Here is a 15,741-nt window from a genome sequence, read left to right as displayed (position 1 = left end):
AACATCTCACAATTCACGATTGTATTTCGTGTTTAATTCACTAGGAGCGGCACCGTCCCCGGCAGCGCCCGGCCCTGCCGCAGCTGCGCCAGCAGCGCCGAAGCCGCGTCGGGGCCCACCATGGGCTGGGCTAGCTCCTGGAACTTCGCATCCAGCTCCGCCTCGCTCAGCGGCGCGTCGGGGTCTCCCTTGCGGGTCGGCTGGTGGTGTCGCAGCAGGCGGCCATCCGTCAGCCTCACCTCCAGGTTGGCGGCGCGGCGGGCGGGGTAATCCGCGGCGAGTGCCGGGTCGAGGCTGACGGTGACCTTCGGCATCACGGCGCGGATGCGTGGATTGGTCAGGTTCTCCTGCGTGAAGGCCGCGATCCGCACGCCGCCGAGCACCAGCAGCGCGGCCAGGCAGTATTGCGCGGAGAAGCGCGCCTGCTGCTCTGTCTCCACCACCGGCCGGTCGCAGACATCCTTGGTCGCCGAGTAGCCGCCGAGATGGATGGCCGCCACATCCTCGGCCGTGAAGCCATGGGCCGCCTGCAGGGTGGCGAGACCATCGAGCCCGGCAAAGATATGGCCGCAGCAGCCATGGTTCTTGAAGGTCATGGCGGTGATGGCGAAGGTCTCGTCCAGCCCCGCCAGCGCCTTGTCCCATTTGCCGCTGTCCTCGCTGGTGGCCGCGGCGAATCCGACCGGCCCGTGCAGCACGTCCAGCGCGCCGGTGACGCCGGCGGAGGCCGCGAGAGCCGCCAGCGCGCCGGCCTCCGCCGCATGGCCCGGATGCAGCGGCTTGCTCATGCCCTCGCCGCGAAAAGCCTGTTGCAGGCCGCCGGCCATGGTGGCGGCGGTGGCCAGCGCATGCGCCATGCGCGTCTCATCCAGGCCCAGCACCACGCCCACCGCGGCGGCCGCGCCAAAGGTGCCGACAGTGCCGGTGGTGTGCCAGTAGCGGTAATGGCTCGGCTGCACCGCGACGCCGATGCGGCAGCCCACCTCGTAGCCCGCGGTGATGGCGCGCAGCAGCAGGTCCATGTCGCCGCCCCTGGCCTGCGCCGCGGCCAGTGCGGCGGGAATGGTCGGGCAGGCCGGGTGGTAGCCGGCATCCCGAAAGATGTCGTCGAATTCGACGGTGTGGCTGGCCGTCGCGTTCAGCAGCGCCGCGTGGCGCAGCGCGCCCGGCTGGCCGTCCACGTAGCAGATCGCGCGGCCGGTGCCGCGCTGGTCCGCCAGCACGCCGGCCAGCAGAGTCGCCGGCGGCTGGGCGCAGCCGGGCAGCAGGGCGGCGAACCAGTCGACCAGGGCGCGGCGGGCATGGTGTTCGACCTCCGCCGTCAGGGGGCGGTCGCGCCAGCTTGCGGCATGCGCGGCCAGGCGGATCAGCGGATTGTCCATGAGCGGTCCCAATTCAGCGCGGCTGCAGCCGCGTCACCCAGTTCTCGGCGATTTCCGCCAGCAGGATGCATCCCCCCGCGCCCAGCGCCAGCCCATGCCCGCCATTCAGCACCGGGCGGCAGCGGCCGATCAGGCGCCCCTCGGGCGAGAAGAGGGACAGGCGCGGAATCTGGTCCGTCACCAGGATGCGGCCCTCGGCATCCACGGCGATGCCCATGGGGTGGTAGAGGTCGCCGGCCTGCCAGAGGAATCGGCCCTCGGTGTCGAAGGCCTGGATGCGGTTGTTCTCCCGGTCGCAGACGATGACCTCGCCCTGGCGGCCGAAGGCGAGGTCGTGCGGCGTGGTGAACTGGCCGGGCCCTTCGCCCGGCTCGCCCCAGCGCAGCAGCGGCCTTCCCTCGGCACTGAAGCGATGCACCAGGGAATGGCCGTAGCCATCGGCCACGAAGATGTCGCCGGATGGGTGGATGGCGGCGCCGGCCGGGTGGCTGAAGGGCTCGCCCGGCCCGTTGCGGCGGCCGAGGCAGAGCAGGGTGCGGCCCGCGGCGTCCAGGACGCGGATCTCGTGCCGGTCGCGGTCGGTCACCAGGATCTCGTCGCGCGGACCGATGGCGATGCCATGGCCGTCGCTCACCTCCGGCAGCGGCATCTCGCGCAGCAGCGCGCCATCGGGGGCGATGACGACGATGCCCGGCGTCGCGTCCTGCCGCGCATAGGGCTCGTAGCGCAGCAGCACATGGGCGTTGCCCTGGCTGTCCACCGCCACGTCGCTGACTACGGCGCCCGCGAAACGCGTGCCGCGGACGCCCCAGGGGCGCTCCACGTCATAGGTCGTGCCGGCAAGGGCGACGACGAGTTTTTCCTGGGTCATGGATGCGGGTCCCTTCGGCGATGGGCAGAATGAAATGCAAGTGGTATGCGGCCACGGCGCCCAGCACACCTGCCACAGAGCGGGAGGCGGCGCGAGGAAGACCCGCACGGCTGGACCCGATGAGACAGGACCGCCGCATGATCCTCACCCGTCGCCTTGCCCTGGGCGCCAGCCTGCTGGCCATGCCGCGCCTGGCGCGCGCCGCCTGGCCCGACCGGCCGCTGACCGTCATCGTGCCCTTCGCCGCCGGCGGCGGCACGGATATCTCCGCCCGCGTCATGGCCCAGTACCTGGAGACGGAGATGGGCCAGCCCGTGGTGGTGCAGAACCGGGGCGGGGCGGGCGGCGAGATCGGGCTGAACGCCATCGCCGATGCGCGGCCGGATGGCTATACGCTCGGCATCATCAATACGCCCGGCATCGTCACCATCCCGATCGAGCGCCGCCCGCGCTGGTCGCTGGACAGTTTCACCTTCATCGCCGGCGTGGTGGACGACCCGGCGACCATCGCCGTGCATCCCGAGAGCCCGATCCGCAGCATCGCGGAGCTGGTGGAGGCGGCGCGGCGCGAGCCCGGGCGGATCACGGTCGGCGACCAGGGGCCGGGCTCCGCCGGCAGCATCAGTGTCATGCTGCTGGAACAGGCGGCCGGGGTGCGGTTCGAGCCGGTGGCCTATGCCGGCACGGCGCCCGGCGCGCAGGCGCTGATGACGCGGGAGATCACGGCGGCCACCGCCAATCTCGGCGAGAGCCTGACCTTCGCGCAGCGCCAGCCCTGGCGGACGCTCGGCGTGATGTCGGATGCGCGCCACCCGATGGCACCCGATGTGCCCACCTTCAAGGAAGCCGGCTACGACATCCGCGGCGGGTCGCTGCGCGGCCTGGGTGGGCCGAAGGGCATCCCGGCCGAGGTGGTGGCGCGGATTTCCGTGGCCCTCGACAAGGTGCTGGCCAACCCGGCCTTCCGCGCCAGCAGCGAGCGCGCCTTCCAGCCGCTGCGCTATCTGAACTCGGCCGAATATGTCGCCTTCCTGCAGCAGGCGGATGCGACGCATCGCGCGCTGTGGCGGGAGCGGCCCTGGGGGCGGTGAGGCGCTACCCCGCCGCCTGCGCCGCCAGCTTCCGATACCGCTCCCGCGCCGCCTCCAGGTGCCGGCGCATGGCGGCGCGGGCGGCTTCCGGGTCGCTGGCGGCGATCGCCTCGGCCACCGCGCGGTGCTCGCCGCGCACCTGCGCCAGGTACTGCTTCCGCTCCGCCTCGCTGCGCTCCACCAGGCCGAGCGCGCGACGCGGAATGGCGTGGCGGCCGAGCACTTCCAGGAAGCGCAGGAAATGGGGGTTTCCCGTGGCGAGGAAGATGGCGCGGTGCAGGGCGAAATCCGCCTCCGCCGCATCGCCGCCGGCGGCCACCGCGGCGTCGAAGGTGGCCTCGGCCTCATCGATCAGGGCCAGCGCGGCCGGGCTGCGGCGCTCGGCGGCGAGGCCGGCGGCCTCCACCTCCAGCGCCAGGCGCAGCTCCAGCACCTGGATGACCTGTTGCAGCCCCTCGGCCTCGCTCGGCGTCAGCCGGAAGATGCCCTCGCCGGGGCGTTCGGTGACGAAGGCGCCGACGCCCTGACGGGTCACCACCAGCCCCTCCGCCCGCAGCGCCGCCACCGCCTCCCGCACCACCGTGCGGCTGACGCCGGCCTCCCGCATCAGATCCTGCTCGGTGGGCAGGCGGGCACCGGGGGCGAGGCGGCCGGAGCGGATCTCCTCCGCCAGGCGATGCACCAGCGCGCCGGTAAGATTGGCGGCAGGGCGCAGCGGCGCCATGCCGATGTCGCGGCGCATCATGGGTGAAGGGTCCGGCGGGGCAAGGTCATCGTATGATATGACAAGCTGCGCCGCCGGACGTCAACGTGACCGGATCAGGCCACCTTCTCCGACGAGACCCCGGCTTCCGCCGCCGAGATCAGCCGCCCCTCGAACCACAGTGCGGCGCAGACGGCGGACATCGCCCGCCCGTCATGGCCGACGCCGGCCACCGGCACCAGCTTCCAGTTGCAGGCCACGCCGCGCCGCGCCGCCTCCGCCTGGCCGGCCGCCAGGTAGGTGTGCGCGCGCGCAAAACGATGCGGCCCCTGGGCCAGCGCCGCGGGCTGCGAGGGGAGGGAGGCGCCGTCGGTCTCGATATCCTGGTCGCCGGCCAGGATGGTCATGGGGAAGGCGAGCAGCGCCTCCACCTCCGCGTCCCCCAGCCCGATGCCGCCCATCCCTTCGGGAAAGGGCTTTTCCAGAGTCGGCAGGGTGTACCAGCCGGGATTGCCGATGGTCGCTTCCTCCAGCCAGTCATGCGGCTGCGTCGACATCAGGCGGTGGCCGAACTGGCCGCCGGCGGAATGGCCGAACAAATGCGCCTTGTCCCGCGTCGTGACGCCGGCCGCGCGCAGGGCCGCGAAGACGCGCTGCGGAATGGCGTAGCCCCAGCTTTCGCGCGGTCGCGGCTGGCCGAGATCGTCCAGCACCAGGCCGTTATTGTAGTGCTCGGCCTCCGGCCAGGCCTGCTTGCCGTAGGTGGGGGCGACGATCAGCAGGCCGTGCCTGTCGGCCGCGGGGATCCAGAAATCCCGGTAGTCGTCGCCGTTCCGCATCATGCCGTGCTGCACGATCACCACCGGGTTTTCCGGGCGATGATTGGCGGGGCGATAGCCATGCAGGGTCAGCGGCCGGGCCAGGTCGCATTCCGCATCGGCCCAGGGAATGGCGCTGCGGCCGGTGGCGGCAAACGCCCGGGCAAGTGGCGAAAGAGTCATTCGGGGTGGACCTCCTGGGCCAGGGTCTGCTGGTCCATCCGCCCGGCATAGGTCAGGCCGCGGCGAAAGGCCCAGACGGCGCTTTCGAAGTGGATCGGCAGGATCGGCACTTCCTCCAGCGCGATGCGGCTGGCCTCCCGCAGCAGCCGGCCGCGCTCGGCATCCTCCATGGTGGTCACGGCGGTGACGGCGGCGGCGTCGAAGGCGGCGTTGGACCAGTTGCCGTAGTTGCTGCCGCCGAGGCCGCGGTCCCGGTCCGTGGTGGTCATCCAGGTGCGGAAGAACAGCAGCGTCTCCTCCGCGCTCGCGGCCCAGCCGCCCATGGGGACGGAGAATTCGCGTCGCGCGCGGCGGCCGAAGAAGACGTTCGATGGCATGGCATCCACCTCCGCCCGCACGCCGATCCGGGTCAGGTACTGGCCGATCGCCTGGATGACGCGCGCATCGTTGACGTAGCGGTTGTTGGTGGCGTGCAGCGTCAGGGCGAAGCCGTTGGCGTAGCCGGCCTCCGCCAGCAGGGCGCGGGCGCGGGTGGGGTCGTAGGGCAGCACGGGCAGGCCGGGGATAGTGCCGAACATGCCCTCCGGCAGGAATTGCGCGGCGGGCACGGCGAGGCCGTCCATCACCCGGCTGGCGATGGCATTCCGGTCGATGGCGAGCGACAGCGCCTGGCGCACCCGCGCATCCCGCAGCGGATTGGGCGGCGTGCCGCCATTCACGAAGGGCGCCGGCTCGCGCTGGTCGAACTGCAGGAAGATCAGCCGCGTTGTGGGCGCGATGGCCAGGCGCATGGCGGCATTGGCGCGCAGGCGCGGCAGGTCGCCGGTGGCCGGCGCCTCCACCACGTCATGATCGCCGGCGAGCAGGCCGGCCAGCCGCGGGCCGGCGGCGGTGACGGGTTGCAGCCGCACCTCGCGCCAATGCGGCTTCTCGCCCCAATAGCCGTCGAAGCGGGTGAGTTCGGTCACGCCACTGCGGCCGAATGTGCGCATCCGGAAGGGGCCGGTGCCGATGGCGGCGGAGCCGTCGTTGAACTGCGCGAGCGTCGGCCAGGGCTGCCCGGCGCCGGCGCAATTATCCGCCACGCTGAAGGCGATGGGCCGCGCCGGCACCAGGCTGGCCGGGATGATGCGCAGGCTGGCGAGGTCCGCCGGCAGCAGCGGCTCCGGCTCCCGCGTGCCGATCACCACGCGATGCGGCCCCTCCGCCTCCACCCGCGTGAAGCGGCGCACGGTGGAGGAGTAGGAGACGGCCAGCTCGCTTTCGTTGTTCAGGATGCGGCACATCGAGAACACCACATCGGCCGCGGTGAAATCCTGGCCGTTGTGGAATTTCACGCCCTGGCGGAGGTCGAAGACCCAGGTGAGGTCGTCGCGGCGGGACCAGCCGATGGCGAGGCCGGGGCCGGCCTTCAGCCGCGCATCCACCTCCACCAGGGATTCGAAGATGTGGTTGTGGAGCGTCGAGTTGGGCGCCGCCGCATATTGCTGCGGATCGGCGGAAGTGGGCTCCGCCGCCATGGCGATGCGCAAGGTTTGCGCTTGGGCCTCGTCCGGGGCCGCCCCGCCGAGGGCAAGGCAGGCCGCGCCCGCCAAAAGAAACCGCTTCATGCCGCAAGATCCTCCATCGGCGGGCATCATGCCGCCGATGAAGGGGCCGCGCCAATTCAGGTGACGCGAAAGTTCCGGAACTGCCACGGATCCTGGCTATCCACTTCCTCCGGAAACAGCACGCCTCGGCCGGCGAGCGGGGTCCAGTCGGAATATTCGCCCACCACATCGCCGAGATAGGGCGCGCAGATTTCCAGCACCCGGGCATGGTCGATCTCATCCGATTCGACCACGCCCCGGCGCGGATTCTCGATGGCCCAGATCACGCCGGCCAGCACCGCCGCAGTCACCTGCAGCGAGGTGGCGTTGTTGTGCGGCGCGACGCGGCGGGCTTCCTCGATGGTCAGGCGGGAGCCGTACCAATAGGCGCCCTTGGCATGGCCCATCAGCAGCACGCCGAGCTCATCCATGCCCTTCGTGATCTCATCCGTCATCAGCCGCTTCTCCGGCTGCATTTCCCAGTTCTTGCCGGCGAGTTCATGGACCGAGAGCACCGCATCGTCGCAGGGGTGGTAGGCGTAGTGCGCGGTGGGGCGGTAGAGCACGGCGCCGGAGTCGTCGCGCAGCGTATAGTAGTCGGCCAGCGAGATGCTCTCGTTGTGGGTGATGAGGAAGCCATGCATCGGCCCCTCCAGCGGCGTCCATGTGCGCACGCGGGTGGAGGCGCCGGGGCGCATCAGGTAGATCGCGGCATCGCAGCCAAAGCCGTGGCGATGGCCATCCGGCGGCAGCGCCTTCTCATGGCTGCCCCAGCCGAGTTCCGCCGGCTGGCAACCCTCGCCCACGAAACCGTCGACGGACCAGGTATTGACGAATTCGCCCGGCTTCTTCGGGCGGTCGGCCACCTGCGTGTCACGCTCCGCGATATGGATCACCTTCACGCCCAGATCGTGGGCGATCTTCGCCCAGGCGGTGCGATCGCTGGCCGGTGGCGGCGTGGCGATGGGCGCGCCCGTGTCGCGCGCGATGTCGAGCAGCGCCTGCTTGACGAAATGGCTGACCAGGCCGGGGTTCGCGCCATGCGCCGTGATGCTGGTCGGCCCGCCCAGGAATTGCGGGCGCAGCGCGATCGCCGCCTCCCGCATCGCGTAGTTCGACCGCTGCGAGGGCGTCAGCGACGGGTCGGTGTAGCCGCCGGCCCAGGGTTCCACGACGGTGTCGAGATAGAGCACGTCCAGCTTCTGGCACAGCTTCATCAGCTCGACCGAGGAGACGTCGACGGAGAGATTCAGCAGGAAGTCGCCCGGCGCCAGCAGCGGCGACAGCAGTTCGGAAAAATTCTCCTGCGTCGCGGCCTGCAGGATGAAGCGGATGCCGTATTCGGCCGCCACCTCCTCACCACGGGTCTCGGCCGTGACGATGGTGATGCGCTCGGCCGGGATGTCGATGTGCCGCAGGATCAGGGGCAGCACGCCCTGGCCGATCGAGCCGAAGCCCAGCATGACCAGGCGGCCCGAAAATTCTGCATGCTTCATCGTCCAGGCACTCCGTTCAGGTTTTTTCAAATGGGAGGCGGCGATGCCGCCCCCCGGTCATCAGGCCGCTTGCACGGCCTGCACATAGCCCGGCGTTTCGAGCAGCGGCAGGTCCGCCACCTCTACCACGCCGGCGCGGTCCATGCCGTTGAAGCCGGTGCGCAGGCAGGCACCATAGGCCCCGAGCTGGCCGATCTCGATCCAGTCGCCTTCTGCCACATCCGCCGGCAGCAGGAAGGGGCCTTCCATGCGGTCCGCGGTGTCGCAGGTAGGGCCGAAGAAGCTGAAGGGCACCGTCTCGGCCTCACTGGTCGAACCGGGGCGGATCAGCTTCACGGGGAACCGAAAACCCGGCACGCCGGCATCGGACAGCGCGCCATAGACGCCGTCATTGATGAACAGCATCCCGTCCCGCCGCGCCTGCACCTGCACGACGATGGAAGCCCCGCCCGCCACCAGTGCCCGGCCCGGCTCCGCCCAGAGCTCCACCCCCGGCAGCGCCGCCTCGGCGAAGGCCGTGGCGATGCTGTCCATGAAGGCGGAGAGCGGCGGCGGCACGACATCCGGATAGGCCACCGGGAAGCCGCCGCCGACATCCAGAACCTCCACCGCCACGCCGGCTTCCCGGATCACGGAAGCCGCCAGCGCGATGGCGCGGGCATAGGCGGCGGGCTCCAGGCATTGCGAGCCGACATGGAAGGACACTCCGAGCTTGCCGGCATGTGGGCGTGCCGCGCGCAGCAGCGCCACCGCCTCCGCCGGCTCCGCGCCGAATTTCCCGGAAAGGTCATAGACCGCGCTGCCCTTCGGCAGGCCGAGGCGGATGATGAGGTTCAGCCCCTCACCCCCCGTCTCCTCCAGGATCTTTGTCAGTTCCGCCGCGGAATCCAGGACGAAGTCGCGGACGCCATGCTGGCCGAAAGCCTCACGGATGGCGCCGCGGGCCTTCACCGGATGCATGAAGTGGATGACCGCGTCCGGGAACAGGCTGCGCACCAGGCGCACTTCGCCGGCGGAGGCGCAGTCGAAGTGCCGCAGGCCACCGGCCCAGAGGGCGCGCAGCACCGTGGGGTCCGGGTTGCACTTCACCGCATACATGGTGGTGCCCGGGAAAGCCGCCGCGAAGGTGGCGCCGGCCGCGCTGATGGTCGCCGGCCGCAGGCAGTGCAGGGGGTCCTCCGGCCGCAGCGCCGCGACCACGCCGGCCACATCGCGCGGCAGGGCAGGGGTGGCGGGGCGGCGGAGCGGTGCGGTGGCGCCGCGGAAGCGAAGGACGGTCATGGCAGGCTCCCTGAGGCCGGAGTGTGCGCGACTGCACGGGCATTTGGCCCGCCGCCGCGCTCATCCCGTGAAGGGGGCGCGGCGGCGGGAAGGAGGGAACCCGGGCATGATCGGCGCGCGCCCTTGGTTCACCGCGCACGGCACGCCCGCCACCTCAGCGGTGGGGAACGGGACGCGGGCGGCGGAAGCGGCGCGATCCGGCGCTTCAGACCCTCGGGCCTGGACGTGCGGAATGCGGCGCTTCGGGCGCGGTCACGCGGAAAGACGCGGGGAGATCCCGGCTTCGCGCGGCGGCGATCAGGCGACACAGGCGGTTCCCTCGAACCTTCCGGCCCTTCCGGGCCGGCTGAACAAAGGACGCGTCCCGTCGTTGCTGTGCCCCGGAAAGACGGGGGCTCGCGGCACGTGCGATGGCGTCGGGTCTTCGTGGCGAGGCAACGGCGCCTCATCACGGCCGGATAAATAGCGGCGGCGTCCTCGGGATGCAAGGTTTTTTTCTGGCCGTTCTGAAAAATGTCAGGTGGGAAAGCCGGTGACTGTCATAATTGGCCGGAAGGCTTTCAGTCACGCGCGGCACAGATACTCCCAGACCACGCTCGCCGCGGCCAGCGCGGTGATCTCGCCATGGTCATAGGCGGGCGCCACCTCCACCACGTCCATGCCCCGGAAATCCACGCCACCGAGGCGCCGCAGCACCGCCTGGGCCTGCCAGCTGGCCAGGCCGCCGATCTCCGGCGTGCCGGTGCCGGGGGCGAAGGCGGGGTCCAGCGCATCGATGTCGAAGGAGAGGTAGGCGGGCGCCGTGCCCAGCACCTGGCGCGCCTGCTCGGCGACCGCCTGCGGCCCGCCCTCGTGGAAGGCCTGCGCGGTCACCACGGTGACGCCCTGCGCCAGCGTCCAGTCCCAGACCTCGCGCTGTACCGGGGACCGGATGCCGAGCTGGATCATCCGGCGCGGGTCCACCAGACCCTCATTGATCGCGTGGTAGAAGACGGAACCATGCGCATAGGCCTGGCCGAAGTTATCCGCCCAGGTGTCGACATGCGCATCGAAGACCAGCAGCCCGAGCGGCGCGCCCAGCCGCTTCCGCAGCGCCCGCAGCAGCGGCAGGGTCACGCCATGCTCGCCGCCCAGCGCCACCAGATGGTCGAGGCCCGCCGCCTGCTGCTCGATCAGCACCAGGCTGCCCTGGATATCGCCCAGCGCCAGTTCGAAATCGCCGAGATCGGCCAGCGGCAGCCTGGCGGGGTCCACCCAGCTGCCGGGATGCGCCCCATCCACCAGCATGCGGGAGGCCTGCCGGATCGCCCGCGGCCCGTCCCGCGTGCCGGCGCGGTTGGTGGTGCCGATATCCATCGGGATGCCGGCGATGCCGATCCCGCCTGTCGCATCCTGTCGCGTGACGCCCAGGAAGCCGGGCGGGGTGGCATAGGTGGGCGTTCCGGCCATGGCGATTCCTCCGGGGATGGACAGCGCCCCCCTTGGGCCGCAGGCTGGCCGGAATGACAAGCCAAACAAAAGCGACATCCGGGGAGGATGCGACGGAAGAGGGCACCACCGCCGTCCGTTCCGTGCTGATGGCGGTGCGGGTGCTGGAGGCGATGGCGCTGGCCGGCGGGCCGCTGCGCGTCTCCGACCTGGCCCGCCACCTGGGCGAGCCGAAGGGCCGCGTGCATCGCCACCTCGTCACGCTGCGCCTCGCCGGGCTGGTGGCGCAGGAGGAGACGACGGAGCGCTACCACCTGACCTGGCGCATGTTCCAGATCGGCCAGGCAGCCGGCGAGCAATTCGACCTGAAGCGCGTGGCGGAACCCGCCATGCACCGGCTGCGCGACGCGGTCGGGCAATCCGTGCTGCTGGCGGTGCCGACCGGCGGCGACCCGCTGGTGGTCCATGCGCTGGAGGCGCCGAACAAGGTGCTGATCAGCGTGCAGCCCGGCAACCGCCCGCCGGCGCATTGCTCCGCGCAGGGGCGAATCATGCTGGCCTTCGGCCCCGCCGAGGCCCGCGCCCGCAGCCTGGCCGGCCCGCTGGAGAAGCTGACGCCGCATTCCCTGACCGACCCCGCGAAACTGCAGGCGCGGCTGGAGGCGGTGCGCGCGCGCGGCTGGGAGACGGCGCCGCAGGAGGCGCTGCTGGGCATCAATGTGCTCGCCGCGCCGATCTTCGCGGCCGGCCAGGTGCTGGTGGGCTCGCTTGGCCTGGTGGGGTCCGTGCAATTCGTGCAGGACCCGCCGGATGCGGCGATGCTGGCGGCGCTGCAGGAGGCCGCCGGCGAGATCAGCGCGCGGCTGGGCGCGGAACCTCAGCGCGCCTCGGGCGGCACGAAGTCGCGCCAATAGCCGGGGCGATCGGGCTGCACGCCGTAGCCCAGCTGCCGCTCCGCCGCGAGGCCGATGAGGTCCTCCACGCGGCCGCCGGTGCGGGCGAGATACAGCGCGATCTCGGAGACCGCATCCCGCGCGACCGCAAAACCGCCCGCCATCACCGCGCTGGTCATCTCCACCGCCCGCGCGCCGGCCAGCAGGAAGCGCACCACGTCCAGCCCATCCCGCGCGCCATTGGTGCCGAGCAACGGGAAATCCGGGCCGAGCTTCTTGCGCGCCTGCGCCAGCCAGCGGCAGGTCAGCGCGAGCGACCAGGGCCCGCCGATGGCGCCCGCCGTGCCGAGCATCGGCGCGCGCGTCTCCACATCCGGCACCAGCGCCATGAAGCGGCCCATGACGATGACGGCATCCGCGCCACCGTCCCGCGCGGCGGCGGCGAGGCCCGCCACATCCTCGCTCTGCCCGGTCAGCTTGATCCAGAGCGGGATGGTGATGGCGGCGCGCAGCCGCGCCGTGATCTCCCGCACCCGGCTCGCCGCGCGTTCCTGGATGATGGCGCCGGGCACCGCCTCGTCGCCATGCGGCGCGCCGATGTTCAGTTCCAGGATGCGGATGCCGGCCGCCTGGTACTGCCGCGCCAGGTCGCAGGCGACGTCGAGATTTGCGAGGATGATCGAGCCGATGACGTATTGCCCGGTCTCCGCCGCGATCCGGTCCTGTGCCGCGACTTCCGCGATCCAGTCGGCGCTGGCCGCCTGCTGCAGGCCGGAGCGGCCGAAGAGCATGGCATCGGCGGGCGGGGCGAAATCCCAGGGCAGGGGGCGCCAGCGGCTGTCGAGCAGCACATGGTCGCTGCCATCCAGCTGGCGCTTCGCCGCCTCGCTCTCGTTGATGGATTTCGCCACCACCGCGCCGGCGCCGGTGGCCCGCGCGGCGGCGAGGCCGCCGGCGGTCATGACATGATCGCCCGAGCCGATGATGACCGGATTGTTCAGCGTGACGCCGCCGATGCGGATCGAGAGATCAGGCATATTCGGGCCGCGCCGGCGTGAAGACATCGAGGTTCAGTACCGGCTCGTCGCCCACCACCACGCCGTGATGCAGCGCATTCGGCGGCACCACCAGCAGCCCGCCGGCAGACAGCCGATGCACCGTGCCCTCGATATGGAAGTCGATGGTGCCGGCCAGGATATAAACGATCTGCTCGAAGTGGTGGCTATGGGGCTTCGGCTCATGTCCCGGCATCAGCCGGTGAAGGGCCAGCGTCGCGCCTTTGCCAGTAAAACCCTTGCGTTCGACGCCCTCGCGCACGGGTGTCCAGGGGATGGCGTTCCAGTCGATGGTCGGGATCTGCATCATTGCCTCTCGATATTCGCGGCGCGGATCACGCGGCCCCAGAGCGCCGTTTCCTCCACCAGCATCTGCCGCATCGCCTCCGGCGTGGTCGGCGTGAGTTCCACCGCCAGGGGCAGCAGACGGTCGCGCACCTCCTGCAGGGCCAGCACGCGGTGCACCTCCGCATTCAGCCGGTCGATGATCGGGCGCGGCGTGCCGCGCGGCGCGGCCATCGCGTTCCAGGTGACGACGTTGTAGTCCGGCAGCCCGCTTTCGGCGATCGTCGGCACATCCGGCAGCACCGAAGTGCGACGTGGGGAGGTGACGGCCAGCGCGCGCAGCCGGCCGCCGGAGATCTGCCCGAGCGTCGTTGCCGCCACCTCCATCGCGCCGGCGATATCGCCGGTGGCGGTCGCGTTCAGCAGTTCGCCCGTGGTGCGATATGTGACGATCTCCACCGGCAATTGCCCCATGGACTGGAACAGCGCGAGCGAGAGGTGCAGCGCGGTACCGACGCTGACCGAGCCGAGGTTCACGCGGCCGGGCTGCGCGCGCGCCGCCGTCATCAGGTCCTGCAGGCTGCGATAGGGCGAATTCGCACTGGTGACGATGATCTGCGGGAAGGAGGCGATCTGGCTGACGAATTCGAATTCGTCGATGGGGTGATAGGGCAGGGTCCGGAACAGATGCGGCGCCGTCGCGGCGGTCGCCGTCACCAGCAGCAGCGTATGCCCATCCGGCGCCGCGCGCGCCACCGTCTCCGTCGCCAGGATGCCCCCGGCGGAGGGGCGGTTCTCGATCACCACCGGCTGGCCCAGGCCCTCCGACAGTTTCTGGCCGACCAGCCGCGCCGTCATGTCGCCGACGCCGCCGGCGCCAAAACCCACCACCCAGCGCAGCGGGCGGTTCGGGAAGTTGTCCTGCGCGAGGGCGGGCAGCGTCGCCAAGGCCATCAGGCTGGCGAGCAGCAGGCGTTTCATGTGGCGTCTCCCAGGAAGGGTCGGCTGCGGCCGATCTTGCGTTTCAGGAAGTCCCAGCGGAGTCCGAGGTTCTTTGCATCCAGCAGGAAGCGCTTTGATTGCGCGGCGGCCGCCGGGTCCAGGTGCTGCAAGGGGCCCGCGGCCGCGGCGCGCAGCTGCACGTCCGCCGCCCATTCCAGCACCGTCATGCCGATGCAGGCCTCTGCCACATTGGCACCCACCACCAGCGCGCCGTGGTTCTTGAGCAGCAAGCCGCGCTTGCCGCCGAGCGCTGCGGCGATGGCATCGCCCTCATTCGTGTCCAGCACAATGCCGTGGAATTCGTCGAACAGCGCGATGTCGTCATGGAACACCGCGCCGGTCTGGGTGATGGTCTCCAGCGTCATCCCGGCGCAGCCGAGCGCCACGCCCGCCTTGCCATGGGTGTGGATGATGCAGGCGACATCCGGCCGCGCGCGATAGATGCGCGTGTGGATATGCAGCGTGGGATTCACCTGGCCTTCGCCACGGATGGTGCGCAGGTCGAAATCCGCCTCGATCAGCCCCTCCGCCCGCACCTCGTCGAAGCCGATGCCCCAGCGATGCGACCAGAAGCGATCGGCGCCCGGCAGCCGCGCCGTCAGATGGCCGGCGATGCCGCTCGCCTGACCATCGGCATCGAGGATGTGGTAGGCGTGCAGCAGGTCCTGCTTGAGTGCGGCCTCGCTCATTGCTTCTCGACACCCGCGAGCTGCGCCATGCGGCCCCAGGCGGCGACCTCGGCGGGGATCATGGCGCCGAGCTCCTCCGGGCTGCTCGCCTCCGGCAGGCCGCCGAGCTCGATCAGCCGGTTGCGGATTTCCGGCACGTCGAGCGCGCGGCGGATCGCGCGGTTCATCGCCTCCACCAGCGGCCGTGGCGTATTGGCGGGGAAGACCACGGCGTTCCAGGACCGCACGATATAGTCCGGCAGGCCGCTTTCAGCGCTGGTCGGCACATCGGGCAGCGTCGGGAAGCGGCGCGGCGCCGTCACCGCCAGCAGTTTTACGGCCCCCGACCGCACATGCGGGATCAGCGGCGCGAGCAGTTCGCCGGCGACCTGCACGTCGCCATTGGTCAGCGACAGGATCAACTCCGGCGAGGAGCGGAAGGTGACGGTGGTCATCTCCGCCTGCGCCATGGCGCGGAACAGCTCGACGCCGAGATGCTGCGCATTGCCCACCGCGATGGAGCCGATGTTCAGCGCGCCCGGCCGCGCCTTCGCATAGGCGATCAGCTCCGCCAGGCTGTTGACGGGCAGGCGCGGATTCACGGCGATGACGTGATCGTACCAGACCATGCGGCCGACCGGCGTGAAATCCTTCGTCACGTCGAAGGGCATGCTGCGGTAGAAGGCCGGGGCGGCCATGTTGCTGGTGGTCAGCAGGTACATGGTGTGGCCATCGGGTGCGGCGCGCGCCACCGCCTCGCCGCTGATCAACCCGCCGGCGCCGGGGCGGTTGTCCACCACGATGGGCTGGCCGATCTCGGCCTGCATATGCGGCGTCAGCATCCGCACCGTGATGTCGCCGGCGCCGCCCGCGGCGAAGCCGAGCACGAAGCGCACGGGCCGCGTGAACAGCGGCTGTGCGGTGGCAATGGCCGGCATGGCCAGCGCCGAGGCGCCGCCGAGCAGCGCGCGTCGTCCGAACATTTTTGTCTGTTTC

At 70.9% G+C, this 15,741-nt stretch carries 15 protein-coding genes; 2 read left to right on the top strand and 13 right to left on the bottom strand.

Going from position 1 to position 15,741, the window contains the following annotated elements; all coding sequences use genetic code 11:
- Positions 1-32: 32 nt before the first annotated feature.
- Both ACTIF1_RS14290 and ACTIF1_RS14285 read right to left on the bottom strand, forming a co-directional pair.
- Complete coding sequence (locus tag ACTIF1_RS14290) at positions 33-1,382, bottom strand: MmgE/PrpD family protein (protein ID WP_439597108.1); 1,350 nt, start codon at positions 1,380-1,382, stop codon at positions 33-35.
- Positions 1,383-1,395: 13 nt separating this feature from the next.
- Complete coding sequence (locus ACTIF1_RS14285) at positions 1,396-2,253, bottom strand: peptidase (protein ID WP_439597107.1); 858 nt, start codon at positions 2,251-2,253, stop codon at positions 1,396-1,398.
- Between the two features lie 137 nt (positions 2,254-2,390).
- On the opposite strand from ACTIF1_RS14285, the gene ACTIF1_RS14280 reads away from it, so the two are divergent.
- Positions 2,391-3,344, top strand: coding sequence for a tripartite tricarboxylate transporter substrate binding protein (locus ACTIF1_RS14280; RefSeq protein ID WP_439597106.1), 954 nt, complete (start codon positions 2,391-2,393; stop codon positions 3,342-3,344).
- Between the two features lie 4 nt (positions 3,345-3,348).
- Here the strand turns inward: ACTIF1_RS14280 and ACTIF1_RS14275 are convergent, their stop codons facing one another.
- From ACTIF1_RS14275 to speB, 6 genes are all read right to left on the bottom strand, one after another.
- Positions 3,349-4,089, bottom strand: coding sequence for a FadR/GntR family transcriptional regulator (locus tag ACTIF1_RS14275; RefSeq protein WP_439597105.1), 741 nt, complete (start codon positions 4,087-4,089; stop codon positions 3,349-3,351).
- A gap of 74 nt (positions 4,090-4,163) precedes the next feature.
- Complete coding sequence (locus tag ACTIF1_RS14270; RefSeq protein ID WP_439597104.1) at positions 4,164-5,048, bottom strand: alpha/beta hydrolase; 885 nt, start codon at positions 5,046-5,048, stop codon at positions 4,164-4,166.
- Positions 5,045-6,658, bottom strand: a complete 1,614-nt coding sequence (locus ACTIF1_RS14265) for an ABC transporter substrate-binding protein (RefSeq protein ID WP_439597103.1) — start codon at positions 6,656-6,658, stop codon at positions 5,045-5,047. Before ACTIF1_RS14265 ends, ACTIF1_RS14270 begins: the two co-directional genes overlap by 4 nt.
- Positions 6,659-6,714: 56 nt before the next feature.
- Positions 6,715-8,133: a homospermidine synthase gene (locus tag ACTIF1_RS14260; protein ID WP_439597102.1), complete on the bottom strand. Its 1,419-nt coding sequence runs from the start codon at positions 8,131-8,133 to the stop codon at positions 6,715-6,717.
- A 60-nt stretch (positions 8,134-8,193) separates the two neighbouring features.
- Positions 8,194-9,414 carry a type III PLP-dependent enzyme gene (locus tag ACTIF1_RS14255; protein WP_439597101.1) on the bottom strand — a complete coding sequence of 407 codons (1,221 nt, stop codon included), beginning with the start codon at positions 9,412-9,414 and terminating at the stop codon, positions 8,194-8,196.
- Between the two features lie 564 nt (positions 9,415-9,978).
- A complete protein-coding gene (gene speB / locus ACTIF1_RS14250; RefSeq protein WP_439597100.1) occupies positions 9,979-10,863 on the bottom strand; it encodes an agmatinase in 885 nt (294 codons plus the stop codon).
- Between the two features lie 53 nt (positions 10,864-10,916).
- On the opposite strand from speB, the gene ACTIF1_RS14245 reads away from it, so the two are divergent.
- Entirely contained in the window at positions 10,917-11,756 is an 840-nt protein-coding gene (locus ACTIF1_RS14245) for an IclR family transcriptional regulator (RefSeq protein WP_439597099.1), read from the top strand.
- On the opposite strand, the gene ACTIF1_RS14240 is transcribed toward ACTIF1_RS14245, so the two are convergent.
- Genes ACTIF1_RS14240 through ACTIF1_RS14220 form a run of 5 tightly spaced genes read right to left on the bottom strand, consistent with a single transcriptional unit; the run spans position 11,720 to position 15,728 of the window.
- Positions 11,720-12,772, bottom strand: coding sequence for a dihydroorotate dehydrogenase (locus ACTIF1_RS14240; protein ID WP_439597098.1), 1,053 nt, complete (start codon positions 12,770-12,772; stop codon positions 11,720-11,722). The genes ACTIF1_RS14245 and ACTIF1_RS14240 overlap by 37 nt on opposite strands.
- Entirely contained in the window at positions 12,765-13,100 is a 336-nt protein-coding gene (locus tag ACTIF1_RS14235; RefSeq protein ID WP_439597097.1) for a cupin domain-containing protein, read from the bottom strand. Before ACTIF1_RS14235 ends, ACTIF1_RS14240 begins: the two co-directional genes overlap by 8 nt.
- Complete coding sequence (locus ACTIF1_RS14230; protein ID WP_439597096.1) at positions 13,097-14,056, bottom strand: Bug family tripartite tricarboxylate transporter substrate binding protein; 960 nt, start codon at positions 14,054-14,056, stop codon at positions 13,097-13,099. Before ACTIF1_RS14230 ends, ACTIF1_RS14235 begins: the two co-directional genes overlap by 4 nt.
- The gene (locus ACTIF1_RS14225) at positions 14,053-14,766 is read right to left on the bottom strand and encodes a class II aldolase/adducin family protein (RefSeq protein ID WP_439597095.1); all 714 of its coding nucleotides are present in this window, start codon (positions 14,764-14,766) and stop codon (positions 14,053-14,055) included. Before ACTIF1_RS14225 ends, ACTIF1_RS14230 begins: the two co-directional genes overlap by 4 nt.
- Positions 14,763-15,728, bottom strand: a complete 966-nt coding sequence (locus ACTIF1_RS14220) for a Bug family tripartite tricarboxylate transporter substrate binding protein (RefSeq protein ID WP_439597094.1) — start codon at positions 15,726-15,728, stop codon at positions 14,763-14,765. Before ACTIF1_RS14220 ends, ACTIF1_RS14225 begins: the two co-directional genes overlap by 4 nt.
- Between the last annotated feature and the right edge of the window lie 13 nt (positions 15,729-15,741).

Origin of the sequence: Falsiroseomonas sp. (assembly GCF_051860665.1) — a bacterium.
Classification (GTDB): domain Bacteria; phylum Pseudomonadota; class Alphaproteobacteria; order Acetobacterales; family Acetobacteraceae; genus Falsiroseomonas.
Note: the sequence above shows the minus strand (reverse complement) of the source record. Positions and strands in the feature narration are given on the sequence as shown.

Excerpts from the sequence above, each read along its gene's own strand:
- ACTIF1_RS14255 (WP_439597101.1), bottom strand. The coding sequence starts at position 9,414 with ATGACCGTCCTTCGCTTCCGCGGCGCCACCGCACCGCTCCGCCGCCCC.
- ACTIF1_RS14275 (WP_439597105.1), bottom strand. The coding sequence starts at position 4,089 with ATGATGCGCCGCGACATCGGCATGGCGCCGCTGCGCCCTGCCGCCAAT.
- ACTIF1_RS14270 (WP_439597104.1), bottom strand. The coding sequence starts at position 5,048 with ATGACTCTTTCGCCACTTGCCCGGGCGTTTGCCGCCACCGGCCGCAGC.
- ACTIF1_RS14290 (WP_439597108.1), bottom strand. The coding sequence starts at position 1,382 with ATGGACAATCCGCTGATCCGCCTGGCCGCGCATGCCGCAAGCTGGCGC.
- ACTIF1_RS14280 (WP_439597106.1), top strand. The coding sequence starts at position 2,391 with ATGATCCTCACCCGTCGCCTTGCCCTGGGCGCCAGCCTGCTGGCCATG.
- ACTIF1_RS14240 (WP_439597098.1), bottom strand. The coding sequence starts at position 12,772 with ATGCCTGATCTCTCGATCCGCATCGGCGGCGTCACGCTGAACAATCCG.
- ACTIF1_RS14220 (WP_439597094.1), bottom strand. The coding sequence starts at position 15,728 with ATGTTCGGACGACGCGCGCTGCTCGGCGGCGCCTCGGCGCTGGCCATG.
- ACTIF1_RS14225 (WP_439597095.1), bottom strand. The coding sequence starts at position 14,766 with ATGAGCGAGGCCGCACTCAAGCAGGACCTGCTGCACGCCTACCACATC.
- speB (WP_439597100.1), bottom strand. The coding sequence starts at position 10,863 with ATGGCCGGAACGCCCACCTATGCCACCCCGCCCGGCTTCCTGGGCGTC.
- ACTIF1_RS14265 (WP_439597103.1), bottom strand. The coding sequence starts at position 6,658 with ATGAAGCGGTTTCTTTTGGCGGGCGCGGCCTGCCTTGCCCTCGGCGGG.
- ACTIF1_RS14260 (WP_439597102.1), bottom strand. The coding sequence starts at position 8,133 with ATGAAGCATGCAGAATTTTCGGGCCGCCTGGTCATGCTGGGCTTCGGC.
- ACTIF1_RS14230 (WP_439597096.1), bottom strand. The coding sequence starts at position 14,056 with ATGAAACGCCTGCTGCTCGCCAGCCTGATGGCCTTGGCGACGCTGCCC.
- ACTIF1_RS14285 (WP_439597107.1), bottom strand. The coding sequence starts at position 2,253 with ATGACCCAGGAAAAACTCGTCGTCGCCCTTGCCGGCACGACCTATGAC.
- ACTIF1_RS14245 (WP_439597099.1), top strand. The coding sequence starts at position 10,917 with ATGACAAGCCAAACAAAAGCGACATCCGGGGAGGATGCGACGGAAGAG.
- ACTIF1_RS14235 (WP_439597097.1), bottom strand. The coding sequence starts at position 13,100 with ATGATGCAGATCCCGACCATCGACTGGAACGCCATCCCCTGGACACCC.